Origin of the sequence: Mesorhizobium sp. M0491, from assembly GCF_040321265.1 — a bacterium.
Taxonomy (GTDB): Bacteria; Pseudomonadota; Alphaproteobacteria; order Rhizobiales; family Rhizobiaceae; genus Mesorhizobium.
This window is the reverse complement of the sequence record NZ_JAMYRE010000016.1, coordinates 47,833-74,333: the sequence shown is the minus strand read 5'-3', so window position 1 is coordinate 74,333 and position 26,501 is coordinate 47,833. Positions and strand designations below refer to the sequence as shown.

The 26,501-nt window shown below is 63.6% G+C and carries 21 protein-coding genes; all 21 read left to right on the top strand.

What is annotated here, in order from left to right; translation table 11 throughout:
* Positions 1–64: 64 nt before the first annotated feature.
* Positions 65–523, top strand: a complete 459-nt coding sequence (mraZ, locus tag NKI69_RS21340; protein WP_023813149.1) for a division/cell wall cluster transcriptional repressor MraZ — start codon at positions 65–67, stop codon at positions 521–523.
* The gene (gene rsmH / locus NKI69_RS21335; protein ID WP_023813148.1) at positions 520–1,554 is read left to right on the top strand and encodes a 16S rRNA (cytosine(1402)-N(4))-methyltransferase RsmH; all 1,035 of its coding nucleotides are present in this window, start codon (positions 520–522) and stop codon (positions 1,552–1,554) included. The genes mraZ and rsmH overlap by 4 nt, the downstream gene beginning before the upstream one ends.
* Positions 1,555–1,557: 3 nt before the next feature.
* Positions 1,558–1,953: a cell division protein FtsL gene (gene ftsL, locus NKI69_RS21330; RefSeq protein ID WP_023813147.1), complete on the top strand. Its 396-nt coding sequence runs from the start codon at positions 1,558–1,560 to the stop codon at positions 1,951–1,953.
* The gene (locus NKI69_RS21325; RefSeq protein WP_023813146.1) at positions 1,950–3,659 is read left to right on the top strand and encodes a peptidoglycan D,D-transpeptidase FtsI family protein; all 1,710 of its coding nucleotides are present in this window, start codon (positions 1,950–1,952) and stop codon (positions 3,657–3,659) included. Before ftsL ends, NKI69_RS21325 begins: the two co-directional genes overlap by 4 nt.
* Before the next feature lie 54 nt (positions 3,660–3,713).
* Positions 3,714–5,168 (top strand): UDP-N-acetylmuramoyl-L-alanyl-D-glutamate--2,6-diaminopimelate ligase, encoded by a 1,455-nt coding sequence (locus NKI69_RS21320; protein WP_352722489.1) that lies wholly within the window; start codon positions 3,714–3,716, stop codon positions 5,166–5,168.
* Complete coding sequence (locus NKI69_RS21315) at positions 5,165–6,622, top strand: UDP-N-acetylmuramoylalanyl-D-glutamyl-2,6-diaminopimelate--D-alanyl-D-alanine ligase (RefSeq protein WP_023813144.1); 1,458 nt, start codon at positions 5,165–5,167, stop codon at positions 6,620–6,622. The genes NKI69_RS21320 and NKI69_RS21315 overlap by 4 nt, the downstream gene beginning before the upstream one ends.
* Before the next feature lie 18 nt (positions 6,623–6,640).
* Complete coding sequence (mraY, locus tag NKI69_RS21310) at positions 6,641–7,723, top strand: phospho-N-acetylmuramoyl-pentapeptide-transferase (RefSeq protein ID WP_013530954.1); 1,083 nt, start codon at positions 6,641–6,643, stop codon at positions 7,721–7,723.
* Between the two features lie 8 nt (positions 7,724–7,731).
* A complete protein-coding gene (murD, locus tag NKI69_RS21305) occupies positions 7,732–9,132 on the top strand; it encodes a UDP-N-acetylmuramoyl-L-alanine--D-glutamate ligase (RefSeq protein ID WP_023813143.1) in 1,401 nt (466 codons plus the stop codon).
* Positions 9,132–10,283 (top strand): putative lipid II flippase FtsW, encoded by a 1,152-nt coding sequence (gene ftsW, locus NKI69_RS21300; RefSeq protein WP_023813142.1) that lies wholly within the window; start codon positions 9,132–9,134, stop codon positions 10,281–10,283. Before murD ends, ftsW begins: the two co-directional genes overlap by 1 nt.
* Position 10,284: 1 nt before the next feature.
* Positions 10,285–11,412: an undecaprenyldiphospho-muramoylpentapeptide beta-N-acetylglucosaminyltransferase gene (murG, locus tag NKI69_RS21295; protein ID WP_023813141.1), complete on the top strand. Its 1,128-nt coding sequence runs from the start codon at positions 10,285–10,287 to the stop codon at positions 11,410–11,412.
* On the top strand, positions 11,409–12,815 hold the full coding sequence (gene murC / locus NKI69_RS21290; protein ID WP_023813140.1) for a UDP-N-acetylmuramate--L-alanine ligase: 1,407 nt from the start codon (positions 11,409–11,411) through the stop codon (positions 12,813–12,815). The genes murG and murC overlap by 4 nt, the downstream gene beginning before the upstream one ends.
* Positions 12,812–13,777 carry a UDP-N-acetylmuramate dehydrogenase gene (gene murB / locus NKI69_RS21285; protein ID WP_031213597.1) on the top strand — a complete coding sequence of 322 codons (966 nt, stop codon included), beginning with the start codon at positions 12,812–12,814 and terminating at the stop codon, positions 13,775–13,777. Before murC ends, murB begins: the two co-directional genes overlap by 4 nt.
* A 313-nt stretch (positions 13,778–14,090) precedes the next feature.
* Positions 14,091–15,017 carry a D-alanine--D-alanine ligase gene (locus NKI69_RS21280; RefSeq protein ID WP_023813138.1) on the top strand — a complete coding sequence of 309 codons (927 nt, stop codon included), beginning with the start codon at positions 14,091–14,093 and terminating at the stop codon, positions 15,015–15,017.
* Positions 15,005–15,946, top strand: a complete 942-nt coding sequence (locus NKI69_RS21275) for a cell division protein FtsQ/DivIB (RefSeq protein WP_023813137.1) — start codon at positions 15,005–15,007, stop codon at positions 15,944–15,946. Before NKI69_RS21280 ends, NKI69_RS21275 begins: the two co-directional genes overlap by 13 nt.
* Entirely contained in the window at positions 15,943–17,250 is a 1,308-nt protein-coding gene (ftsA, locus tag NKI69_RS21270; RefSeq protein WP_352722488.1) for a cell division protein FtsA, read from the top strand. Before NKI69_RS21275 ends, ftsA begins: the two co-directional genes overlap by 4 nt.
* Before the next feature lie 68 nt (positions 17,251–17,318).
* Entirely contained in the window at positions 17,319–18,998 is a 1,680-nt protein-coding gene (gene ftsZ / locus NKI69_RS21265; RefSeq protein ID WP_023813135.1) for a cell division protein FtsZ, read from the top strand.
* Positions 18,999–19,279: 281 nt separating this feature from the next.
* On the top strand, positions 19,280–20,230 hold the full coding sequence (gene lpxC / locus NKI69_RS21260) for a UDP-3-O-acyl-N-acetylglucosamine deacetylase (protein ID WP_023813134.1): 951 nt from the start codon (positions 19,280–19,282) through the stop codon (positions 20,228–20,230).
* A gap of 263 nt (positions 20,231–20,493) precedes the next feature.
* On the top strand, positions 20,494–21,363 hold the full coding sequence (locus NKI69_RS21255) for an outer membrane protein assembly factor BamD (RefSeq protein ID WP_023813133.1): 870 nt from the start codon (positions 20,494–20,496) through the stop codon (positions 21,361–21,363).
* A 218-nt stretch (positions 21,364–21,581) separates the two neighbouring features.
* Positions 21,582–23,255, top strand: a complete 1,674-nt coding sequence (gene recN, locus NKI69_RS21250) for a DNA repair protein RecN (RefSeq protein WP_352722487.1) — start codon at positions 21,582–21,584, stop codon at positions 23,253–23,255.
* A gap of 169 nt (positions 23,256–23,424) precedes the next feature.
* Positions 23,425–25,629, top strand: coding sequence for an NAD-dependent DNA ligase LigA (gene ligA, locus NKI69_RS21245; RefSeq protein ID WP_352722486.1), 2,205 nt, complete (start codon positions 23,425–23,427; stop codon positions 25,627–25,629).
* Entirely contained in the window at positions 25,629–26,321 is a 693-nt protein-coding gene (locus tag NKI69_RS21240; RefSeq protein WP_352722525.1) for a DUF2461 domain-containing protein, read from the top strand. The genes ligA and NKI69_RS21240 overlap by 1 nt, the downstream gene beginning before the upstream one ends.
* Positions 26,322–26,501 lie beyond the last annotated feature (180 nt).

Sequence of the window (26,501 nt, the reverse complement as noted above, 5' to 3'; positions counted from 1 at the left end):
CGCCGCGGCGGCGCCGGCGACAAGATGGAGAGGGGTGCGGCGGCGCAAGCGGCCGTAGCGTGTAATGGACCGGTTTCTGTCAAACTCGGTGAGCAGGATCGATGCGAAGGGGCGGGTGTCCGTTCCCGCGCATTTCCGTGCCGTCGTGCAGAAACGCGGCTATTCGGAACTCTATGCGCTACGCTGCCTGGATCTGCCGGCGATGGATGTCGGCGGGCTCGATCTGCTCGACCGCTACGAGCAGCGCATCGCGCTCGAGGATCCCTTCCTGCAGACCGCGGACGATATGTCGTTCTTCTGCCATGGCGACGGAACCTTCTTGAAACTCGACCAGGACGGCCGCATCACGATGAGCGATTTCATTCGCGAACACACCGGCATTTCGGCGGAAGTGGCCTTTGTCGGGCGCGGCAATTTCTTTCAGATCTGGGAGCCGGGACGGCTTGCCGCCTATGGGGCGCAGGCGCGGGCACGGCTTTTGCAGCTTCGGCAGGGGACGAAGCCTGGGGAGCGACCGGAATGACGGCAGGCCACGGCGATGACCTTCCTCACGCCGTCGATGGGCACGCCGTTGGCGGATCGGCCCGCCACATTCCGGTCCTCCTTGCCGAAGTGCTCGAAGCACTGGCGCCGGCGCAGGGCGACCTCATCATCGATGGCACGTTCGGCGCCGGCGGCTACACCAGGGCCATTCTGGCGACGGGCGCCTCGGTTGTGGCGATCGATCGCGATCCGGATGCAATCGATGCCGGGCGCGATCTGGAAGCGCAGTCCGGCGGCCGGCTGCGGCTGGTGCAGGCGCCGTTCTCGACGCTGGACGAACATGTCGAGAGCGCCGAGGGTGTCGTGCTCGACATCGGCGTGTCCTCGATGCAGCTCGACCAGGCCGAGCGCGGGTTTTCGTTCCGCGCCGACGGGCCACTCGACATGCGCATGGCGCAATCGGGTCTCAGCGCTGCCGATGTCGTCAATTCCTTCAAGCCGGGCGATCTTGCCCGCATCTTCGGCTTCCTCGGCGAGGAGCGTCATGCCGGGCGCATCGCCCGCATGATCGAGGCTCGCCGCGAAAAGCGCCCGTTCGAGCGCACGCTGGAACTGGCCGATGCCATCGAGACGCATATCGGCCGGGCGCCGAAGGACAAGATCCATCCGGCTACGCGCGTGTTCCAGGCGCTGCGCATCTTCGTCAATGACGAGCTTGGCGAACTGGCCAAGGCCCTGTTCGCGGCCGAACGCGCGCTGAAGCCGGGCGGTCGGCTCGCCGTGGTGACGTTCCATTCGCTGGAAGACCGCATCGTCAAGCGCTTCATCGCCGACCGGGCCGATGTTGCGACCGGCTCACGTCACCTGCCCGAGGCTCATGCGCGCACCGCGACGTTCCGCAAGGCGGGCGGCGGCGTGACTGCCGGCGACGCCGAGGTGGCGGCCAATCCGCGCGCCCGTTCGGCCAGGCTGCGCGCGGCGATCCGCACCGAGGCGCCGGCGCGCGGCAGTGATTTTTCGATTTTCGGCCTTCCAAAGCTTCCCGGTATCGACCGGCCGGGGGAGAGGTAACACGTGTTTCGTACCAGCGACATTGTCCTGATCGCCGTCATGGTTGCGGTCGCGGCCCTTACCTACAAGGCCAAGCGCGAGGCCGAGGAACAATTGGCTTCGGTGCAGAAGATCCATGCGCAGATACGCTATGAGGAGGACACGATCGACCTGCTCAAGGCCGACTGGAGCCTGCTTACCCAGCCGTCGCGGCTGCAGAAGCTGGCTGAACTCTACAAGTCGCAGCTCGAACTCGAGCCGGTCAGCGCTCGTCAGATCGGCGGCATCGGCGACCTGCCGGCCAAATCCCTTGACATCCAGGACATCCTGTCGGGACGCCAGGGCGGCATGGCCGACAATTCCGACCAAGCGCCTTCGGACAGTAAGGATCCCGTCGTGACCGGAGGCATCGCCCAATGATCGGCAAACTGCTGAAGCGTCGCGCCAGGACGAGTGAGGATGGATCGATCGTGGTCGAGGGCGCCCGCAAGGCGACCGGCGGCAAGGGCAGGACGCGCATCGTCATGACGATGGCGGTGTTCTTCGGCATCTTCTCGACCATATCAGGGCGGCTGGTCTATCTCGGCTTCCAGACCCCCGATATGTCGGGCGGTCCGCAGAGCCGGGTGACGGCGTCGCGGCCCGACATCGTCGACCGCAACGGCGAAGTGCTGGCCACCGATATCAAGACGGCGTCGCTGTTTGCAGAACCGCGCCGCATTGTCGACGCCGACGAGGCGATCGAGAAGCTGTCGACGGTGCTTCCGGACATCGACTATGAGCAGACCTACCATAAGCTGAAGAGCGGCGCCGGTTTCGTCTGGCTGCAGCGGCAGCTGACGCCCAAGCAACAGTCCGACATCATGCAGCTCGGCATTCCCGGTTTCGGCTTCCGCACCGAAAAGCGCCGCTTCTATCCGAGCGGCGAGACCTCGTCCTACATTGTCGGCCTCACCAACATCGACAACCAGGGCATCTCCGGAATGGAGAAATATGTGGACGAGCAAGGCTTGAGCGACTTGCAGGCATCGGGCCTTGCCATTGCCAAGGATCTCAAGCCGGTAAAGCTTTCGATCGATCTGCGCGTGCAGCATGTGGTGCGCGACGAGATCGCCGCCGGCCTTGAGCGCTATCGTGCCATGGGGGCCGGCGCCGTCGTGCTCAACGTCAAGACCGGCGAAGTGGTGGCCATGGCTTCCGTGCCGGATTTTGATCCGAACAATCCCTACAATGCACAGGACAAGGACCGGCTGAATCGCATGTCGGCGGGCCTCTACGAGATGGGCTCGACCTTCAAGAGCTTCACATCCGCCATGGCGCTCGATTCCGGCAAGGCGACGATGGCGAGCCGCTTCGATGCTTCGCATCCAATCCGGGTCGGCCATCAGGCCATTCACGATTTCCACGGCAAGAACCGTGTGCTGTCGTTGCCGGAGGTGTTCCTCTATTCGTCCAATATCGGGTCGGCCAGGGAAGCCGAGATGGTCGGCATCGAGGGGCATCGCGAATTCCTGCACCGCCTTGGCATTCTGGACAGGATGCAGACCGAATTGCCGGAGACTGCCCGTCCGACTGAACCGAAGGTCTGGAAACAGGTCAATTCATTCACCATCGCCTTCGGCCATGGCGTGTCGACGACGCCGCTGCAAGCGGCTGTGGGCTGCGCGGCGTTGATGAATGGCGGCTTCCTGATGAACCCCACCTTTCTGGTGCGGACGCAGGCGGAAGCGATGGCCACCGCCAAGAGAGTGGTGAGCGAAAAGACCGTCGAAGGCATGCGCTACCTCTATTCGCTCAATGCCGAAAAGGGCTCTGCCAGAAACGCCAGAGTCCCCGGCTACCGCGTTGGTGGCAAGACCGGAACGGCCGAGAAGGTCGTCAATGGCCGTTACTCCAAGGACTTGAATTTCAACACTTTCGTCGCCGCCTTCCCGATGGACGATCCGCAGTATCTGGTGTTTACCATTGCCGATGCCCCGCACCCGGAAAAGCCTGGCATGACGGATGTCGCGGCCGCAAATGCGGGGGTCATGGCCGGCAATATCATCAGGCGTTCAGCTGCCATGCTTGGCGTGAAGCCAGATTTCAGCCATGAAAATGGTGCAACGCTGGTTTCCTATCAGTGATTCTTAGGGCGCGCCGGCAACAGCGCGCTATTTTGTTGCGGTGAACGGGACTCGATGAAGCTCAGAGATCTAGCCGGTATCCTGCCCGTCGAGGGAATAGCTTCCGTCGATCTGGAGGTTACAGGGATTTCTTCGGATTCCCGCCAGGTAAAACCGGGCGTTGTCTTTTTTGCGCTCGCCGGAACCAAGGCCGACGGCGCCGTTTATGCCGCCGACGCCGCCTCGCGCGGTGCTGCCGCGATCGTGGCGGGCAAGGGCAGCACCATTGCCGGGCTGTCGTTTCCGGTGCTGGCGGTCGACGATCCGCGCCTGGCGCTGGCGCTGAGTGCGGCACGCTATTCCGGCAAGCAGCCTGAGATCATGGTCGCGGTGACCGGCACCAGCGGCAAGACCTCGGTCGCCGCCTTCACCAGGCAGATCTGGGAGCAGGCCGGTTATGCCGCCGCTTCGATCGGCACCACCGGCGTGGTGGCGCCTGGACGCAACGACTATGGCTCGCTGACGACACCCGATCCGGTCGCCCTGCACCAATTGCTGCGGGAATTGGCGGATGCCGGCGTCACCCACGCTTCGATGGAAGCCTCCAGCCATGGGCTCGACCAGCGCCGCCTCGACGGCGTGAAGCTGGCCGCCGGCGGCTTCACCAATCTCGGCCGCGACCATATGGACTATCATCCGACCATCGAGGACTATCACCGCGCCAAACTGCGTCTGTTCGACACGCTGCTGCCGAAGGGCGCACCGGCCGTGATCTTCGCCGACGATCCATGGTCGGCGCCGACGATCGAGGCCGCACAGGCTGCCGGGCTCAATGTGCTGACGGTCGGCCGCCATGGCGATTTCCTCAGGCTGAAGCGGGTCGAGCACGAGCGCCACCGCCAACGCGCCGAAGTCGAGGCCGATGGCGTGCTCTACGAGATCGACCTGCCGTTGGCCGGTGATTTCCAGATTTCGAACGCGCTGGTTTCGGCGGGTCTTGCCATCTCCACGGGAACACCTGTCGCCAAGGCCTTGATGGCGTTGGAGAAACTGAAGGGCGCGCCGGGCCGGCTCGACCTCGTCGGCACCACCGCCAGCGGCGCGCCGGTCTATGTCGATTATGCCCACAAGCCGGACGCGCTGGAAAACGTTCTGGCCTCGGTCCGGCCGTTCACCACCGGCCGCGTCATCGTCGTGTTCGGCTGCGGCGGCGACCGCGACCGCGGCAAGCGACCGATCATGGGCGAGATTGCGACGCGACTTGCAGATGTCGTCATCGTCACCGACGACAATCCGCGCTCCGAAGTGCCGGAAACGATCCGCGCCGCTATTTTGTCCGCCGCTCCCGGTGCCATCGAGATCGGCGACCGGCGCCAGGCGATTCATGAGGCGGTCGCCATGCTGCATGCCGGCGACACGCTGATCGTGGCCGGCAAGGGGCACGAGGAGGGCCAGACGATCGGCTCCGAGACCTTGCATTTTTCCGATCACGAGGAGGTTCGCGCGGCACTCACGGAGCGTGCCGCATGAGCTTGCTGTGGACCTCCGAGGCGCTGGTTGCCGCCATGGACGGGCGGCCGCTCGGGCCGATGCCGGACGGCATTTCAGGCATTTCGATCGACAGCCGCAGCCTGCAGCCGGGCGATGCCTTCTTCGCTATCAAGGGCGAGGCGATGGACGGCCATGACTTCGCAACCGCCGCCATCAAGGCTGGCGCCGGCGTGCTGGTGGTGGCCGAAGGCAAGCTGCCGTCGCTCGGCCGGCTGACGGCGCCGATCATCGTCGTCGAGGACGTGCTGGTCGCACTGGAAAAGCTTGGAGTTGCGTCGCGCGCCCGCTCGAGCGCGAAAATCATCGCTGTGACCGGTTCGGCCGGCAAGACCACCACCAAGGAAGCCCTGCGCCATGTGCTGCAAGCCGCCGGCAAGGTGCATGCCTCGGCGCAGTCCTTCAACAATCACTGGGGCGTGCCGCTGACTTTGGCACGCATGCCCGATGATTGCGACTATGCCGTGTTCGAGATCGGCATGAACCATCCCGACGAGATCCGTCCGCTGGTCAAGATGGTGAGGCCGCATGTCGCCATCGTCACCATGATCGCGGCCGCCCACCTAGGTTTCTTCCGGAATCTGGACGAGATCGCCAAGGCCAAGGCCGAGATTTTCGAGGGGCTGGAGCCCGAGGGGGCCGCCGTCCTCAACCGCGACGATACGCGCTTCAAGCTGCTCGACAAGATGGCCCGTGCCGCCGGTGTCGAGCACGTATACGGCTTCGGCGAGAATGCGCGCTCCACCTTCAAGCTCACCAAATGCGAACTGCATGCGGATCATTCCGACATCATCGCCAGGATCGGCGGCCACGAAGTGTCGGCGCGGATCGGCGCGCCCGGCCGCCATATGGTGCAGAACGTGCTGGCGGTGCTGGGTGCGGTGCATCTGGTCGGCGCCGATCTCGACCAGGCGGCACTCGCACTGGCCGATCTCTCCGCCGAGCGCGGGCGCGGCAAGCGCCATGTGCTGCGCCATCCCGGTGGCTCGACTTCGAGCCACCCAGGTGGACCGATCACGCTGATCGACGAAAGCTACAACGCCAATCCGGCGTCGATGGCTGCTGCCATGGCATTGCTCAACGCGACGCCTGTGACGGGCGAGGGCCGCCGCATTGCCGTGCTCGGCGACATGCTCGAACTCGGCGACCATTCGGCCAAGCTGCATGCAGCCCTTGCCGAACTCATCGTCGGCACCGGGACACAGACCGTCTTCCTCGGCGGCCCGGAAATGCGGGCGCTGGCCGAAGCGCTGCCGGCTGAGATCAAGACGGAATACCGCGCTGGTGTCGAGGAGCTGAAGCCGGTGCTGCTTGCCGCGCTTAAGCCGGGTGACGTGGTGATGATCAAATCGTCGAAGGGCATCGGTTTTGCAAAATTGGTCGATGCGCTGCTGGGCAAATTCCCGGCTGAATCGACAGCCAGAAAACAGACCTAGGTCGGGGGACGAAAACGCATGTTTACACTGCTCGTCGATTTTGCGGACAAGGTCTCGGTCTTCAATGTCTTCCGCTACATCACCTTCCGCACCGGCGGGGCGCTGATCACGTCGGCGCTGATCGTCTTCATCTTCGGACCGACCATCATCAATTCGCTGCGGCTGCGGCAAGGCAAGGGGCAGCCGATCCGCGCCGATGGGCCGCAGACACATTTCAAGAAGGCCGGCACGCCGACCATGGGCGGCCTGATGATCCTGTCGGGCATCATCGGCTCGTCGCTTTTGTGGGCGAACCTGTCGAGCATCTATGTCTGGGTGGTGCTGCTGGTGACGCTGGGCTTCGGCTCGATTGGCTTCTACGACGACTATCTCAAGGTAACCAAGCAGTCGCATCTCGGCTTTTCCGGCAAGGCACGCCTTGCGCTTGAATTTGTCATTGCCGGCATCGCCGCCTGGGTGATCATGCACAACGGCCAGGCGCCGTTCTCTTCGTCGCTGACATTTCCCTTCGCCAAGGAATTCATCGTCAATCTCGGCTGGTTCTTCATTCCGTTCTCCTGCTTCGTCATCGTCGGCGCCGGCAATGCTGTGAACCTCACCGACGGCCTGGACGGACTGGCGATCGTGCCGATCATGATCGCGGCTGCCTCCTTCGGCGTCATCGCGTATCTCTCGGGCAATGCGGTGTTCGCTGAATATCTGCAGATTCATTTCGTGCCCGGCACCGGTGAACTGGCGGTCGTGCTCGGCGCGGTCATCGGCGCTGGTCTGGGCTTCCTCTGGTTCAATGCGCCGCCTGCGGCGATCTTCATGGGCGACACCGGCTCGCTGGCCATGGGCGGCCTGATCGGCACCGTTGCGGTCGCCACCAAGCACGAGATCGTTCTGGTCATCGTCGGCGGATTGTTCGTCGTGGAAATCCTGTCGGTCATCATCCAGGTCGGCTACTTCAAGATGACCGGCAAGCGGGTGTTCCTGATGGCGCCGATCCACCATCATTTCGAAAAGCTCGGCTGGACCGAAAGCCAGGTGGTGATCCGCTTCTGGATCATCGCCGTCATCCTGGCGCTGGTCGGCCTGTCGACCCTCAAGCTGAGATAGGAAGCCCTTTGATCCCCGCCGCATCCTTTTCAGGCAAGCGCGTTTCGCTCTTCGGGCTCGGTGGCTCGGGGATCGCGACGGCGCGCGCGCTGATCGAAGGCGGCGCGGACGTGCTGGCCTGGGACGACAATCCCGAAAGCGTTGCCAAGGCCGCCGTTGCCGGTATCGCGACCGCTGATCTGCGCGGCGCCGACTGGGCGAAATTCTCGGCTTTCGTGCTGTCGCCGGGCGTCCCGCTGACGCATCCCAAGCCGCATTGGACGGTGGAACTCGCGCGCGGTTCAGGCGTCGAGATCATCGGCGACGTCGAGCTTTTCTGCCGCGAGCGGATGCTGAGCGCGCCGACATCGCCTTTCATCGCCATCACCGGCACCAACGGCAAGTCGACGACGACCGCGCTGACCGCGCACATCCTGAAGGCCGCGGGACGCGACACCCAGATGGGCGGCAATATCGGCCGCGCGGTGATGACGCTCGATCCGCCCGAGCCCGATCGGCACTATGTCGTCGAATGCTCGTCTTACCAGATCGACCTCGCGCCCTCGATCAATCCGACGGCAGGCATCCTGCTTAACCTGACGCCCGATCATCTCGACCGCCACGGCACCATGCAGCACTACGCCGCGATCAAGGAGCGGCTGGTGGCCGGCAGCGAGACGGCGATCGTCGGCATCGACGATTCTTGGTGCGCGCAGATCGCCGAGCGGCTGGAGCGGGCGGGGCGGCACGTCATCCGCATTTCCAAGCGCCTGCCGCTGACCGATGGCTATTTCGCCGACGGCAGCAATTTGATGGAAGCGGTGCACGGCCGTTACAGCCGTGTCGCCTTCCTCGAAGGCATCGGCTCGCTGCGCGGCCAGCACAATGCCCAGAACGCTCTGGCAGCGGTCGCCGCTTGCCTCAAGGTCGGGCTGGAGCTTGGCGAGATCCAGTCGGGGCTGGAAAGCTTTCCCGGCCTCGCGCACCGCATGGAGCAGGTCGGCCGCAAGGATCATGTGCTGTTCATCAACGATTCCAAGGCGACCAATGCCGATGCTGCGGCGCCGGCGCTGTCCAGCTTCCCGCGCATCTACTGGATCGCAGGCGGCCTGCCCAAGGAAGGCGGCATCGAGCCCTTGCGCGGCTTCTTCCCGCGCATTGCCAAGGCCTATCTGATCGGCGAGGCGGCGCCGGCTTTTTCGGCGACGCTGGGCGAGGCAGTTCCCTACGAGATCTCAGGCACGCTGGCCGCGGCGGTCGAGCACGCCGCGCATGATGCGGCTAAGGACGACAGCGGCGAGGCGGTGGTGCTGCTGTCGCCGGCCTGCGCCAGTTTCGACCAGTTCAAGAATTTCGAAGTCCGCGGCGAAGCCTTCAGGCAAGCTGCGAATGCTATCGAGGGTGTGAAACCCATCGGAGGGGCACGATAATGCAGAGCCGTCTCGACAAAAGTCCGGTTGCGACCTGGTGGTGGACGATCGATCGCTGGTTCCTGGCGGCTTTCCTGTCGCTGATGGGGCTTGGCATCGTCTTGTCCTTCGCCGCCAGCCCGGCGGTGGCCGAACGCATCGGCCTCGACAGTTTCCACTTTGCCACCAGGCAGATCATCTTCACCGTGCCGGCGCTCGGCGTAATGCTGGCCGTTTCCTTCCTCGATTCCAGGCAGATCCGGCGCATGGCGCTGGTCATTCTGTGCCTGATGCTGGTGCTGATGGTGGCGGTGCTCTATATCGGCGTCGAGGTGAAGGGCGCGCGCCGCTGGGTGTCGCTTGCCGGCCTGTCGATCCAGCCCTCGGAATTCCTGAAGCCCGCCTTCGTCATCATGTGCGCCTGGCTGTTCGCCGAGCACAAGCGCCAGCCTGACATCCCGGGCAATCTGTTCGCCATGCTGCTGCTGGTGCTGGTCGTATCGCTGCTGGTGGCGCAACCGGACCTCGGCCAGACCATGCTGACGACCGGCACCTGGGGCATCATGTTCTTCATGGCCGGGCTGCCCTGGCTGTGGATCGTCGCGCTCGGCGCGGCCGGCGTCGGCGGCGTTTTTGCCGCCTATACGGTGTTCCCGCACGTTGCCTTGCGCATCGACAAGTTCCTCACCGGCGAGGGCGACACGTTCCAGGTCGACATGGGGCGCGAAGCGCTGATCAATGGCGGCTGGTTCGGTGTCGGACCGGGCGAGGGCACCGTCAAGCGGGTCATTCCCGACAGCCATGCCGACTTCGTCTTCTCGGTCGCGGGCGAAGAGTTCGGGCTGATCATGTGCTTCTTCATCATGTCGATCTTCGCCTTCATCGTTCTGCGCGGCCTCAACACGGCGCTGAAGGAGCATGACGATTTCACCCGCTATGCGGTCGGCGGTCTCGTCACCGTGTTCGGCCTGCAGGCGGTCATCAACATGTGCGTCAACCTCCAGCTCGTGCCGGCCAAGGGCATGACGCTGCCGTTCATCTCCTATGGCGGCTCCTCGCAGATCGCCATCGCCATCTCGATGGGCATGGTGCTGGCGCTGACACGCAAGCGGCCGGAAAAGCGCAAGCAGATGGGCTTTGGCCTGTCGCAACGCGCCGTGCCGGCGGAGTGATATGGCCAGAGGCGTCATCCTTCTCGCGGCAGGCGGCACCGGTGGGCATCTTTTCCCGGCCGAGGCGCTGGCGCATGAATTGAACGAGCGCGGCTGGTCGGTGCATCTGGCGACCGACGACCGTGCCGAGCGTTTTGCCGGCCATTTTCCGGCCGCCGCCGTCCACCCGATCCAGTCGGCGACGATGGGCTCGAAAAACCCTTTTGCCCTGCTTGGTGCCTTCTGGAAAATTTGGCGCGGCGTGCGCCAGGCCTCCGCCGTCATCGGCAGGATCAAGCCTGATGCCGTCGTCGGCTTCGGTGGCTATCCGACCTTGCCGCCGCTCTACGCGGCGACACGGCGCAAGGTGCCGACGCTGATCCATGAGCAGAACGCGGTGATGGGGCGCGCCAACCGGGCGCTGGCCGGCCGTGTCGATGCCATCGCCGGCGGCTTCCTGCCGCAGGACACCAGTGCTGCCGGTGTGAAGACAGTGACGACAGGCAATCCGGTCAGGCCGGCCGTGCTGGAAGCGGCCAGGACGAATTATGCGGCATCGACCGGGGAACAGCCGTTTCGCCTGCTGGTGTTCGGCGGCAGCCAGGGCGCTCAGTTCTTTTCCGATGCCGTGCCGGGGGCGATCGCGCTGCTTTCCGATGCTCAGCGCAAGCGGCTGGTCATTACCCAACAAGCTCGCGCCGATGATGTGGCGCGGGTCAAGGCGGCCTATGCGGCACTGGGCGTTGCTGCCGAGGTCTCACCCTTCTTCACCGACATGGCGCAGCGCATGGCGGCTGCGCACCTGGTGATCTCGCGCTCCGGCGCCTCGACCGTTTCGGAGATCGCCGTCATCGGCCGGCCGGCGCTCCTGGTGCCTTACCCCTACGCGCTCGACCACGACCAGGCGGCGAACGCGGCGGCCCTTGCCGCTGCCGGCGGCGGCGAAGTGCATCCGCAATCCTCGCTCTCGCCCGAACGCATCGCAGCGCTCATTGGCGAGCTGATGGACGACCCCGATCGGCTTGTGGCGATGGCGGCGGGCGCGAAATCGGCCGGCCGGCCGAACGCGGCACGGTTGCTCGCTGATCTTACAGAGGCTATTGCGTCCAAAAAAACCATTTCGGATTTCAGGAAGGGGACGCAAGCATGAAGATGCCGCAGACCATCGGCCTTGTGCATTTCATCGGCATTGGCGGCATCGGCATGAGCGGCATTGCCGAAGTGCTGCACAATCTCGGCTACAAGGTGCAAGGGTCCGATCAGGCCGAAAGCGCCAATGTGCAGCGGCTGCGCGACAAGGGCATCGAATGCTTCGTCGGCCATAGGGCCGAGAATCTCGGCGATGCCGAGGTTGTCGTCGTCTCGACGGCGATCAAGAAATCCAACCCTGAGCTCAAGGCCGCGCGCGAAAAGCTGCTGCCGATCGTGCGCCGGGCCGAAATGCTGGCCGAGCTGATGCGCTTTCGCCAGGCGGTGGCGATCGGCGGCACGCATGGCAAGACGACCACGACCTCGATGGTGGCGACCTTGCTCGATGCCGGTGGGCTCGATCCGACCGTCATCAATGGCGGCATCATCAATGCCTACGGCACCAATGCGCGCATGGGCGACGGCGAATGGATGGTGGTCGAGGCCGACGAAAGCGACGGCACTTTCCTGAAACTGCCGGCCGAGATCGCGGTCGTCACCAACATCGATCCCGAGCATCTCGATCACTATGGCAGCTTCGACAAGGTGCGGGAGGCGTTCCGCCAGTTTGTCGAGAACGTGCCGTTCTACGGTTTTGGCGTGATGTGCACCGACCATCCCGAGGTGCAGGCGCTGGTCAGCCGCATCGAGGACCGCCGGGTCATCACCTATGGCGAGAATGCGCAGGCCGACGTGCGCTTTACCAATCACCGCATGGCAGGTGCCATTTCGGAATTCGACGTGGTGATCCGCGACCGCAAGACAGGCGGCCAGACTGTCATAGCAGGCCTGCGCCTGCCGATGCCCGGCCGCCACAACGTCTCCAACGCGACGGCAGCGATCGCGGTCGCGCATGAGCTCGGCCTGTCGGCCGAGGCGATCAAGAAGGGCCTGTCGTCCTTCGCCGGCGTCAAGCGCCGCTTCACCCATACCGGTTCGTGGGACGGCGTCGAAATATTCGATGATTACGGCCACCATCCGGTCGAGATCTCGGCGGTGCTGAAGGCGGCGCGCAGCGCCACCCAGGGTCGCGTCATCGCCATTGCCCAGCCGCATCGCTTCACCCGGCTGCATGATCTGTTCAACGAGTTTTCCACTTGCTTCAACGACGCCGACACAGTGATGGTGGCGCCGGTCTACGCGGCCGGCGAAGAGCCGATCGACGGCGTCAGCTCGGACGCGCTGGTGTCGCGCATCCGCGCCGGCGGCCATCGCGACGCGCGCTACATCGAGGGTCCGGCGGCGATCGCGCCCGTCATCCGTGATCTGGCCAAGCCGGGTGACTTCGTCGTCTTCCTGGGCGCCGGCAACATCACCCAATGGGCCTATGCGTTGCCCAAGGAGCTTGGCGGGACCGTCTCATGATGCACGGCCAGGCCCTGATCGACAGACTTGGCGACCGGCTTGCCGGCCTGCGCGGCCGCCTCACGCCGAACGCCGAGATGGACAAGATCACCTGGTTCCGTGCCGGGGGCCTGGCTGAAGCGTTGTTCCAGCCGGCTGATGAGGAGGATCTTGCGGTGTTCCTCAAAGCCGTTCCTGAAGAAATACCTCTTACCGTCGTTGGCGTCGGCTCGAACCTTTTGGTCCGCGACGGCGGCATCGAGGGCTTTGTCATCCGCCTTTCGGCCAAGGGCTTCGGCGAGGCCGAGGTGATTTCGCCGATCAGGATCAAGGCGGGAGCTGCGACCCCCGACAAGCGTGTCGCAGCGGTGGCGCTCGAGGCCGGCATTGGCGGCTTTCATTTCTACCACGGCATTCCGGGTGCAATCGGCGGTGCGCTGCGGATGAATGCCGGCGCCAATGGTGTCGAGACGCGCGAGCGCGTCGTCGAAGTGCGGGCGCTCGACCGCAAGGGCAATGTGCAGACGCTGAGCAATGCCGATATGGGATACGCCTATCGCCATTCAGCGGCGCCCTCCGGGCTGATCTTCACCTCGGCCGTGTTCGAAGGCTTTGCCGAGGAGAAAACGGCGATCAAGGCGGCGATGGAGGCCGTGCAGAACCATCGCGAGACCGTGCAGCCGATCCGCGAGAAGACCGGTGGCTCGACCTTCAAGAATCCGGAAGGCACGTCGGCCTGGAAGGAGATCGACAGAGCGGGCTGCCGCGGCCTGATGATCGGCGGGGCCCAGATGTCGCCGATGCATTGCAACTTCATGATCAACACGGGAACCGCGACCGGCTACGACCTTGAATATCTCGGCGAGACGGTGCGCACGCGGGTGCTGGAGAATTCCGGTATCCGGTTGCAATGGGAAATCAAGCGAATCGGCAATTTCCGGCCGGGGCATGCCGTGCAGGAGTTTCTCGGGCAGCTCCTTTAAGGTGCACTTTGGCGCGCGTTGAAGTTCATATGATGCATGAACTTCAACGAGGCCGAAACGGTCCGCGACCGTTGCCGCAAAGACTCAACGACACGCTTTTCGCATCCATTTTCTCAGAAAGTGAATCTCTCGGAATCGTAAGCACTTGCCAGTGAATCAACTCTCTGATTCTCTGCTCGAAAGCGTTTCCTGATTTGAGTCGTTCGACGCGTTTTCAGCGTTTTCCGTCTGGGTGGCAACCTGCCGGGAGACTCTGACTCAATGTTGCGGAAAATCTGGTTTTGGTCCGCCGTGAGAGAGGGGATGCCGGGGAATGAAAAACAAGCATGTGGCCGTCCTGCTGGGTGGTTTTTCGTCCGAGCGGCCCGTGTCTCTTTCGTCGGGAAGGGCTTGTGCCGATGAGCTCGAGAAGGAAGGCTACCAGGTCACCCGTGTCGATGTCGGGCGCGATGTCGGCTCCGTGCTTGCCGAGCTCAAGCCGGATGTCGCCTTCAATGCGCTGCACGGCCCTTTTGGCGAGGACGGCACCATTCAGGGCATCCTTGAATATCTCGGCATTCCCTACACCCATTCTGGCGTGCTCGCCTCGGCTCTGGCCATGAACAAGGAGCAGGCCAAGCGGGTTGCCAAGTCGGTCGGCATCGTGGTCGCCGAATCGAAGGTCGCCAGCCGCTTTGCCATCCAGAACAAGCATCCGATGAAGCCGCCCTATGTGGTCAAGCCGGTCAATGAGGGTTCGAGCTTCGGTGTCGTCATCGTGCATGAGGGCCAGTCGCATCCGCCGCAGGTTCTTGGCTCGTCGGAGTGGAAATATGGCGATACCGTCATGGTCGAGCGCTACATCCACGGCAGGGAGCTGACCTGCGCGGTGATGGGCGATGTGGCGCTGGGGGTCTGCGAGATCATCCCGACCGGCCATTCCTTCTACGACTATGATTCAAAATATGTCGCCGGGGGATCAAAGCACGAATGCCCCGCAAAAGTTTCACCGAATATTTACCAAAAAATACAAACACTGGCGCTCAAGGCTCACCAAGCGATCGGCTGTCGAGGCGTTTCCCGTTCGGACTTCCGTTATGACGATCGTCATTCCGAAAACGGCGAGATTGTCTGGCTCGAGGTCAACACCCAGCCGGGTATGACGCCGACGTCTTTGGTGCCTGAAATCGCCGCCCATGCCGGGCACTCGTTTGGCGATTTGTTGAGTTGGATGGTGGAGGACGCTTCGTGTCTGCGTTGAAATGGGGACAAGGTAGGGAGAGGGGCGCGGCCGGGCCGGCGCTGTTCGGCCTGTCATTGTCGTTGGACCATTTCGTACTGCCGCGCATGCTTCGCCGCCCGGTGCGCATTCTGGCGCGCCTGGGCGTTGGGGAATTCCAGGCGCCGCGCTTTTCCGCGGCCATGATGTCGGCCGTGCTGATTTTCTCGAGCAGTGCCTATGGCGCCTATCTCGGTGGTCACGTCGACGGTATCGTGCAGAGCATCACCGCCCGTACCGGCTTTGCCGTCGATCAGGTCAAGGTGGTCGGCAATCGCCAGACCTCGGAAATCGATATACTCGACAGGCTTGAACTTGATGGCTGGACGTCGCTGATCGGCTTTAATGCCGAGGCAGCGCGCGAACGGATCTCCGGCCTGCCGTGGATCGAGGTTGCGGCGGTGCGCAAGGTCTACCCGCATACGCTGGAAGTACGTGTCGAGGAGCGCGAGGCTTTCGCGCTCTGGCAGCAGGGCGACGAGCTTTCGGTCATCGAGAGGAATGGTGCCATGATCGCGCCGTTCTCGGGCGGCAAGCAGGTGCTTCTGCCGCTGCTGATCGGCACCGGCGCGCCGGCGAGCGCGCCCGATTTCCTGGCCAAGGTCGAAAAATATCCCGAGCTCGCGAGCCGGATCAAAGGTTATATCCGCGTCGGCGAGCGGCGCTGGGACCTGAAGCTGGACAATGGCATCACCGTCAAGCTTCCCGAGGACGACGAGGATCAGGCGCTCGCCGAACTCGTGAAGATGGATCATGACAGCGGCTTGCTGTCGCGTGACATCGCCGCCGTCGACATGCGCCTGACGGACCGGCTGGTCGTGCAGTTGACGGCGGAAGCGGCGACGCAGCGCGAAGCCGCCCTCAACGAGAAACCCAAGAGCCTGAAGCGCAAGCCGGAGACGAAGATATGAACTGGCTTGGCGGTCCTGGCGATGCCGCGTCGCGCCGGTCCGGCACCCTGACGGTGCTGGATGTCGGTTCGAGCAAGATCTGCTGCATGGTGGCCAAGCTGAAGCCGTGCGATGACGGCAAGCTGCTGCGCGGCCGCTCGCACCGGATCCAGGTGATCGGCATCGGTCACCAGAAGTCGCAAGGCGTGAAGTCGGGTGTCATCGTCGATCTCGACCGCGCCGAGCACGCCATCCGCCTTTCCGTCGACGCGGCCGAGCGCATGGCCGGGCTGACGGTCGATTCGCTCATCGTCAACATGACGGCCGGCCGGCTCAAGAGCGAAGCCTTCTCCGCCACCATCAATCTTGGCGGCCATGAGGCCGACGAGGCCGACATCAAGCGCGTTCTCGGTGCTGGCGCCAAGCAGGCGCTGAAGGCCGAGCGCGAGGTGATCCATTCGCTTCCCGTCGGCTTCTCGCTGGATGCCGAACGCGGCGTGCGCGATCCGCGCGGCATGGTCGGTGACGCACTCGGCGTCGACATGCATGTGCTGACCGGCGACGCCGCGCCGATGCGCAATCTGGAGCTTTCCATCAACCGTTCGCATCTGTCGGTCGAGCGCATGGTGGCGACGCCCTATGCCAGCGGTTTGGCGGCCCTGGTCGACGACGAGCTGGAAATGGGTGCGGCCTGCATCGACATGGGCGGCGGCACGACAACGATTTCGGTGTTTTCGGAAGGCAAGTTCGTCCATGGCGACGCCATCGCCATCGGCGGCAACCACGTCACGCTGGACATGGCCAAGGGGCTGTCGACCTCGCTCGATGCCGCGGAACGGCTGAAGGTGATGCATGGCTCGGCGCTGCCGGGCAGCGCAGACGACCGCGACCTGGTCTCGATCCAGCCGATCGGCGACGATGGCGACGTGCCCTTGCAGATCCCGCGCTCGGTGATGACGCGCATCGTGCGTGCCCGTATCGACGAGACGCTCGAACTGCTGCGCGACCGGCTCAACAGGTCCGGCTACGGCAATGCGGTGGGCAAGCGTGTGGTGCTCACCGGCGGCGCCAGCCAGCTTGCCGGCCTGCCGGAGGCGGCGCGCCGCATCCTGGGACGCAATGTGCGCATCGGCCGCCCGCTCGGCGTGGCCGGCCTGCCGGAAGCGGCGAAGGGGCCGGCCTTCTCGGCCGCGGTGGGGCTTCTGATCTATCCGCAGATGGCGAGCTTCGAGAGCCATCCTGCGAAAGGAATTTCCGGTCTCAAAATGACCGGAACGGGCGGAAAACTGCATCGCATGAGTCAGTGGTTGAGAGACAGTTTCTAAAATTGACGGGGACAGCCCCATAGGCGGCCGCGGCGGCGAAGCGGCGTGAAAGGCAAAGGACGGAGACAATGACCATCAATCTGCAGAAGCCGGACATCACCGAGCTTAAGCCGCGCATCACCGTGTTCGGTGTCGGCGGCGGCGGCGGCAATGCCGTCAACAACATGATCACCGCCGGTTTGCGCGGTGTCGAGTTCGTGGTGGCCAACACCGACGCGCAGGCGCTGACCATGTCGAAGGCGGGCCGCCTGATCCAGCTCGGCGCGCATGTCACCGAAGGCCTTGGCGCCGGCTCGCAGCCGGAAGTCGGCCGTGCGGCGGCGGAAGAGTGCATCGATGAAATCCTCGATCACCTGACCAACACCCATATGTGCTTCGTCACCGCCGGCATGGGCGGCGGCACCGGCACCGGTGCTGCTCCCGTCGTTGCCCGCGCGGCGCGCGAAAAGGGCATCCTCACCGTCGGCGTCGTCACCAAGCCGTTCCACTTCGAAGGCCAGCGCCGCATGAAGACCGCGGATTTCGGCATCGAGGAATTGCAGAAATGCGTCGATACGCTGATCGTCATCCCCAACCAGAACCTGTTCCGGCTGGCCAATGACAAGACCACCTTCGCCGATGCCTTCGCCATGGCCGACCAGGTGCTCTATTCCGGTGTCGCCTGCATCACCGACCTGATGGTCAAGGAAGGCCTGATCAATCTCGACTTCGCCGACGTCCGTTCCGTCATGCGCGAGATGGGCAAAGCGATGATGGGCACCGGCGAGGCTTCCGGCGAGGGCCGCGCGATGGCCGCCGCCGAAGCGGCGATCGCCAACCCGCTGCTCGACGAGACCTCGATGAAGGGGGCCAAGGGCCTGCTGATCTCGATCACCGGCGGCCGCGACCTGACGCTGTTCGAAGTCGACGAAGCCGCGACCCGTATCCGCGAGGAAGTCGACCAGGACGCCAACATCATCCTGGGCGCCACCTTCGACGAGGAACTCGAAGGCGTCATTCGCGTCTCGGTAGTTGCCACCGGCATCGACAAGTCGGCGGCTGAAATCGCCGCCGCGCCGATCTCGATCCGCACGGCGCCTCCGAAGCCGGCCAACCGCCCGGCGGCTCAGATCGCGGAGGTTCGTCCGGCGCCTGTCCAGCAGGCGGCATACGAGCCACGCGCTGTCGACCCGGTCGCGGAAGCCATCCATCTGGCCGAAGCTAATGCCGCGGCCATGGCGCAGGCGCGCCCAGCCCCGGTCGCCCACGCTGAAGATTTCCGCCCGCAGAGCAAGATCTTCCAGGCACCGCCCGCCCAGCCGATGCCGCAGCCGGTGGTCCAGCAGATGCAGCCGGCCCCGCAGCCGCGCGAGATGCTGCGCGAAGCCCCGCAGCCGGTTGCGATGGCGCCGCAGCGTATGCCGCGCGTCGAGGACTTTCCGCCGGTCGTCAAGGCCGAGGTGGATGCCAAGAGCCGCCCGGTCGATCACGAGAACAACAGCGGACCGATGGGCCTGCTGAAGCGCCTGACCAATGGCCTGACCCGCCGCGAGGAGGAACCCGCAAGGCTGCAGCCGGCGCAGCCGCGCGAGCCCAAGCTGCGCCAGGCAGCGCCCGAAGTACGCCGTCTCGCCAGTCAGGATGCGCAGCTGTATGCGCCGCGCCGTGGCCAGCTCGATGATCAGGGCCGCCTGACGCCGCAGGTGAGGACGACTCAGGAAGAAGATCAGCTGGAGATTCCGGCGTTCCTGCGCCGCCAGGCCAACTGATTGGTAAACGGACTGTAACATTTGTTAACAGGCAAGCGAGGAATCGCTTGCCTGTTAACGTTTTAAATGATGGGATTTCAACGACTTACCAATTCGTACTCATTCCATTTCGCGGTTACACAGAGTAAGAAACCGTGATTTGGAGTCTCCCTGACGGGACATTATCTTCGCTGCCTACCATCATCGGTTTGCCGGGATTTCGGGGGAAGTCGCCCTGCCAGCCGATTCACACAAGAGCCGCGCCCTCGGGCTGGAGAAGCGGACCTAGGCATTACGGGCTTATGGGGATTGTCTTGCACGACTATCAGACGACATTGAAGACGCGCGCGTCGCTTACCGGCACCGGCGTCCACAGCGGCAAGGAAGTGTCCATCAGCTTCGTGCCCGCGGATGCCGACACCGGCATCGTTTTCCAGCTTTTCAACGGTGCGGAGCAGGGCCGCGAGTTTCGTGCCCTGGTTTCGGAAGTCGGCGCTACCGACCTGTGCACCATGCTTGGTGATCCCGCCGGCGAGCATATCGCCACGGTCGAGCACATCATGGCGGCGCTGTTTGGGCTCGGCATCGATAATGTCGCTGTCGAGATCGATGGTTCCGAGGTTCCTATCTTCGATGGCAGCGCCATGGCGTTCGTCGAAGCCATCGACCAGGCGGGTATCGAGACGCTCTCGGTCAAGCGGCGCTATATCAGGGTCATCAAGCCCGTCCGCATCGAGAACGGCGCCTCGTGGGCGGAGTTTCGCCCCTATGACGGGACCCGTTTCGAGATCGAGATCGACTTCGAAAGTCCGGCGATCGGTCGTCAGCTGTTCGCCTCCGACCTCAATGCCGATATTTTCCGTCGCGACATCGCGCGCGCCCGCACCTTCGGCTTCATGAAGGATGTCGAGCGGCTGTGGGCTGCAGGCTATGCGCTCGGCTCCTCGCTGGAGAACTCGCTGGTCATCGGCGACGACAACCGCGTCATCAATATGGGCGGCCTGCGCTATCCCAACGAATTCGTGCGCCATAAAACGCTGGACGCCATGGGCGACCTGGCGCTGGCCGGTGCCCGCTTCATCGGCTGCTTCCGCTCCTATCGCGGCGGTCACAGGATGAATGCCGCGGCCCTGCGCCGTCTGCTCTCGGACCGCACGGCATTCGAAATCGTCGAGACGACACGCCGCGAGCGTGGCCGCAGCGCCGAGATGAACGCCGTCAATGCGCCACTCTACGCGCCCTGGATGATCTGATTTCCCGGGGTTTTTCGGGTTCCATGGGCGGTATCGCGTGTGGCAGGAATGCACCACTCGCCAGTGAAATTGCATTGACGTCCAAGCTGCGTCCGGCCGCCACAAAAATGTGCGATTGGCCGGAGATAGCGTTGTCGGGCAAGGCGGTTATGGTTTATGGCTGCTGCCGTCGATTAATGCATGTCGTTCAAAAGTGGGGACCAGTTTTGAAACAATGGCATGCAACTGGCATTGAAATAGCGCCGAAAGGGCGAGATCCAATCATGTTCTTCAAGCGAGTTGGTCAATTGAAAGCACCGCAGAGGGCTGTTTTCCTGGCGCTTTCAGTAGTTGTTCCATCGCTCTTTCTGTCGGCCTGCATGTCGTCGGAGAAAGATATCGACCTGTCGACCTATGTCGACCAGACCGAGCCGGCCGATGTTCTCTACAATCAGGGCCTTGCCAATCTCAATGCCGGGCGCCTGCAGGAGGCGAGCAAGAAGTTCGACGCCGTCGACCGCCAGCATCCCTATTCAGAATGGGCCCGCAAATCGATGGTGATGGGCGCTTTCGCCGACTATCGCCAGGGCAATTACGATGAGGCGATCGGCTCGGCCAAGCGCTATCTCACGCTTTACCCGTCGACCGATGACGCCGCCTATGCGCAGTACATCATCGGCTTGAGCTACTACCGTCAGATCAAGGACGTGACGCAGGACCAGAAGGAAGCGCGTCAGACCGTCCAGACGATGCAGGATCTGGTCACGCGCTGGCCGACATCGGAATATGTCGACGACGCCAAGGAAAAGATCCGCTTCGCCAACGATCAGCTGGCCGGCAAGGAAATGCAGATCGGCCGCTACTATCTCGAGCGGCGTGAATACATCGCCGCCGTCAAGCGCTTCCGCACCGTGGTCGAGAACTATTCTAACACCCGCCATGTCGAGGAGGCGCTCGCCCGCCTGACCGAAAGCTATTACGCGATGGGTCTGACCTCGGAGGCGCAGACCGCCGCCGCCGTGCTCGGCACCAATTACCCTGACAGTTCATGGTACAAGGATTCATACAAGCTCTTGCAGAGCAATGGGCTTGCACCGCGCGAAAATGCCGGGTCGTGGATATCCAAGGCCGGAAAGATGATCACCGGCGCCTGATCCCAAGCAGACGTTGCAGGCTTCACCAACGCGCCGTCTGCCTGGTTTTGTTGCTTGTCGCGGGTTTAGCCGCAAAACCGCACGACACTTTTGCGGAACCTGCCTGGAGCACTCGGATCGAAGCGTGCGCTTTTTCGGATTGATCCGGTGCTCAAACAAAAAGATAGTGCGGCGCTGCGACTCCAAACCGTCGCGTGCCGTTCTAGATTTGGGTTCTGATGCTTTCCAGACTGTCGATCCGCGATATCGTCCTGATCGAGAAGCTGGATATCGACTTCCAGCCGGGTCTTTCGGTGCTGACCGGCGAAACCGGTGCCGGAAAATCCATCCTGCTCGATGCCTTGTCGCTGGCGCTCGGAGCGCGCGGCGATGCTTCGCTGGTGCGCCATGGCGCGGCGCAGGGGCAGGTCATCGCCGTCTTCGACGTGCCGCGTAACCATCCGGCGCGTACGCTGCTTGCCGACAATGCGATCGAGGATGACGGCGACATCATCCTGCGCCGCCTGCAGACGGCGGACGGCCGCACCCGCGTCTTCGTCAACGATCAGCCTTCAAGCGTCACCCTGATGCGCGATGTCGGGCGCGCGCTGGTCGAGATCCACGGCCAGCATGACGAGCGCGCGCTGGTCGATCCCGGAGCGCACCGCGAGGTGCTCGACGCTTTCGGTGGCCATCTCGGCGCCGTCCGCTCGACCGGCGAGGCATGGCGGCACTGGCGCGCCTGCGAGCAGGAGCTGTCGCGACACCGCGCCAAGGTGGCGGCGGCGGCGCGCGAGGCTGATTATTTGCGCGCGGCGGTGGCGGAACTGACGAAGCTCGATCCGCAGCCGGGTGAGGAGACTGATCTCGCCGAACTGCGGGCGTCGATGATGCGAGCGGAGAAGATCGCTTCCGAAATCCATGATGCGCAGGATGTGCTGTCCGGCCCGTCCTCGCCCTTGCCGCAACTGGCCAGCCTGCTGCGGCGGCTGCAGCGCAAGGTGACGGAGGCGCCCGGCCTGCTCGACGATGTCGTCAAATCGCTCGATGAGGCGATGCTGTCGCTCGACGCGGCGCAATCGGGCGTCGAGGCAGCATTGCGCGCCACCGAATATGATCCGCAGCGGCTGGAGAAAGCGGAGGAGCGGCTGTTTTCGCTGCGCGCGGCCTCGCGCAAGCACAGCATCGCCGTCGACGATTTGGCGCAGCTGCGCGACACGATGTCGGCCGATCTCGCCGATCTCGATGCCGGCGAGGAGCGCCTGCACGGGTTGGAAAAGCAGGCCACCGCCGCGCGCGAGACCTATGACATTGCCGCCGCGCAGCTGTCCTCGCTTCGCCATGCGGCGGCGGTCGGCCTGACCAAGGCGGTGATGGCGGAATTGCCGGCTCTGAAGCTCGAACGCGCCGCCTTTATCGTGGAAATGAAGAGCGAGGTCGAAAGCCGCATGGAAGAGGGGATCGATCAGATCGAATTCTGGGTGCGGACCAATCCAGGCACGCGGCCCGGGCCGATGATGAAAGTGGCCTCCGGCGGGGAGCTTTCGCGCTTCCTTCTGGCGCTGAAGGTGGCGCTGGCTGATCGCGGCTCGGCGCCGACGCTGGTGTTCGACGAAATCGACACCGGTGTGGGCGGCGCTGTCGCCGACGCTATCGGCCAGCGGCTGGCGCGGCTGTCGAAGCGGGTCCAGGTGCTGTCGGTGACGCATGCGCCACAGGTGGCGGCGCGCGCGGCGACGCATTTCCTGATCTCCAAATCCGGCACCACCGACCGTGTCGCCACAGGCATTGCCGAAATGGATCGGCCGGCGCGGCAGGAAGAGATCGCGCGCATGCTGGCCGGCGCCACCATCACCGACGAGGCGCGCGCCGCCGCCGAGCGATTGCTGCGCGAGAATACCGCCGTTTCCTGATGGCGCTGCTTCCCGATCGGGGGTGCCTCTAACTGGTGAATTCGACGCACGAACAGAGTCAGCATATGGCTCCATCCTGCTGTTTCGGCGTGGTTTTGTCAGAATTCAGCTCCCTTCCATCCGAATCCTGATCTATTGTCCCGGGCCAACTGTAGCCAGGTGCAAAACCATGTCCGAAAAACCAGTCGATGCCCTGACCGAAAGCGAGGCCGAAGCTGAGCTGAAGCGCCTCGCGGAAGAGATCGCCGAGCACGATCGGCGCTACCATACCGAAGACGCGCCAGTTATCACCGATGCGGAATATGATGCGCTGGCACGGCGCAACCTTGCCATCGAGGAGCGCTTTCCTGCGCTGGTTCGCGAGGACTCGCCGTCGCTGAGGGTTGGTGCAGCACCCGCGGAAGGCTTTACCAAGGTGCGCCACGCCGTGCCGATGCTCAGCCTTGCCAAGGCCTATACCGACGATGACGTCACGGATTTCATCGAACGCGGGCGGCGATTCTTCGATCGCGACAAGGAGCTCGATATCGCCTTCACCGCCGAACCGAAGATCGACGGGCTGTCGGCTTCGCTGCGTTACGAAAACGGTGTGTTCGTGCAGGGCGCGACGCGTGGCAACGGCGCCGTCGGCGAGGACATCACCGCCAATTTGAAGACTATCGCCGACATCCCTGCGAAGTTGAAAGGCTCGGGCTGGCCCGAAACCATCGAGATCCGCGGCGAGGTTTATATGACCTATGCGGAATTCGAGGCGCTGAAGCAACGCTCGGCAGCGGCCGGCGGCCAGGACTATGTCAATCCGCGCAATACGGCGGCCGGGTCGCTGCGCCAGAAGGATCCGTCCGTCACCGCCAGCCGCAACCTCAAATTCTTCGCCTATGCCTGGGGCTACACCTCGGCGGATCCCGCTCCGACCCAATATGATTCGGTACAGAAATTCGCCGAGTGGGGGTTCAAGATCAGTCCGCTGATGGTGCGGGCGAAATCGGCCGAGGAGTTGATCGCGCATTATCATCGGATCGAGGAGCAGCGCTCGGCGCTCGGCTACGATATCGACGGTGTCGTCTACAAGGTCGACCAGCTGGAATTGCAACGCCGATGGGGCTTCGTCACCGGCGAACCGCGCTGGGCGGTCGCGCATAAATTTCCGGCCGAACAGGCGATGACGACCGTGCAGAAGATCGACATCCAGGTCGGCCGTACCGGTACGCTGGCGCCGGTTGCGCGGCTGGCGCCGGTCACTGTCGGCGGCGTCGTGGTCGAGAACGTCACGCTGCACAATGAGGACTACATCAAGGGCCTGGACAGCACCGGCGAGCCGATCCGAGATGGCATCGATGTGCGCATCGGCGATACGGTCGTGATCCAGCGGGCAGGCGATGTCATTCCGCAGATCGTCAGCGTCGTCATCGACAAGCGGCCTGCTGATGCGGTGCCTTACGAGTTCCCTCACACTTGCCCGATCTGCGGCTCGCCGGCGACGCGCGAGATCAACGAAAAGACCGGCAAGGAAGATTCCCGCCGGCGCTGCACCGGCGAACTGATCTGCCCGGCGCAGGCGGTGGAGGGATTGCGCCACTTCGTGTCACGCGGTGCCCTGGACATCGAAGGGCTCGGCGCGGAAAACATAGACACGTTCTTCAATGCGGGATTGATCAAGACCGCCGCCGATATCTTCACGCTCAGGGACCGCCGTCCGGCTGTCACCAGGGCGCTGGCCGAGCGCCGTGAGGAGCAGGCGAGGCAGCGCGAGGCCGCATCGGGCAAGACACGCAAGAATGTGCGCAGCGTCGAGGATCGCAACTATGAGGGCCTCGACAAGCTGTTCGCCGCCATCGATTCGCGCCGCGAGCCGGAGCTGGACCGCTTCATCTTCGCGCTCGGCATCCGCCATATCGGTGAAACGACGGCCGCCGTGCTTGCCCGCACCTTCTCGACCATCGAGGAGCTGATGCGCGTCGGCAAGGAGACAGCCGCAGCGGAGAATCCACATACGGTTTTCCCCTCGGTCAACGGCATCGGCGATACCGTGATCGATGCTTTGCGCGACTTCTTCGGCAATGAGCGCAATGACGACGTGCTTGACGCGTTGCTCCGCCAAGTCAAGCCGAAGCCGTATATCGTCAACGTCTCGGCCGACAGCGAGGTCGCCGGCAAGACGGTCGTGTTCACGGGCTCGCTGGAGAAGATGACACGCTCCGAAGCCAAGGCGATGGCGGAGCGCCTCGGCGCCAAGGTCGCGGGCTCGGTTTCGGCGAAGACCGATCTTGTCGTGGCCGGGCCAGGTGCCGGCTCCAAGCTGAAGCTCGCCAGCGAACTCGGCATCGAGGTGATCGACGAGGATGCCTGGCTGGTGCGGATCGGCAAGGCATGATGGAAGGCGCATTCAAGGGTTTCGGCCCGAAAGCCATTCCGTTCCTGAAGGCGCTGGACTTCCATCAGAGCCGCGAATGGTTCCTGGAAAACCGCGACCTGTTCGAACAGGAATTGCGCGATCCGCTCAGTGATCTGGTCGACACGCTGACCGAGCGTTTCGCGGAGGCAGGTCTCGGCCTGCGCGGCGACCGCAAGAAGTCGCTGTTCCGGATCAATCGCGACGTGCGTTTCGCTAGGGATAAGCGGCCCTACAACAGGCATTTGTCGGCCATCCTGTCGCCCGACGGCACCAAGATGGAGCAGGGCGTGTTCTACGTGCATATCGGGCTTGAGCGCTGCTTTGCCGACATCGCCTGGTGGCAGCCGGAGCCTGCGCTGCTGCTGGCGATGCGCAAAGCCGTCGCGACGAAGCCGGACAAGTTTCGCGCCCTGGTGGCGGCGTTGAAGAAGAACCGGCTTGAACTCGAGACCGAAGGCCGTATGAAGCGTACGCCACGCGGCTTCGAGGAAATCAGCGATCCCGATCTGGTCGCCGCCATCCGCCACCGGCATTTCTATGTCCAGCATGTCATCGATCCGGCCGGAATCCATACGGCTGATCTGGTCGATGAACTCGTCGATTTCACCTTGCGCGCCAAGCCGCTGCTCGACTGGGGCAGGGCGATTGAGGGCAATATCCCGAAGGAATAAGCGCATAGAGCAGTTCACCGTTTCACGGAAACGGCAAACCGCTCTAACTCTTTGTTTTGGCGCAATCCCGGACGGAAAACCGTTTCACACTTTTCCTGGAATTGCTCTAACTCAGCCGATCCAGCGATCATTTCCGCTGATCGTTTGGCTCAAGCGAATTCGTGTGACACGGCAAGCCGC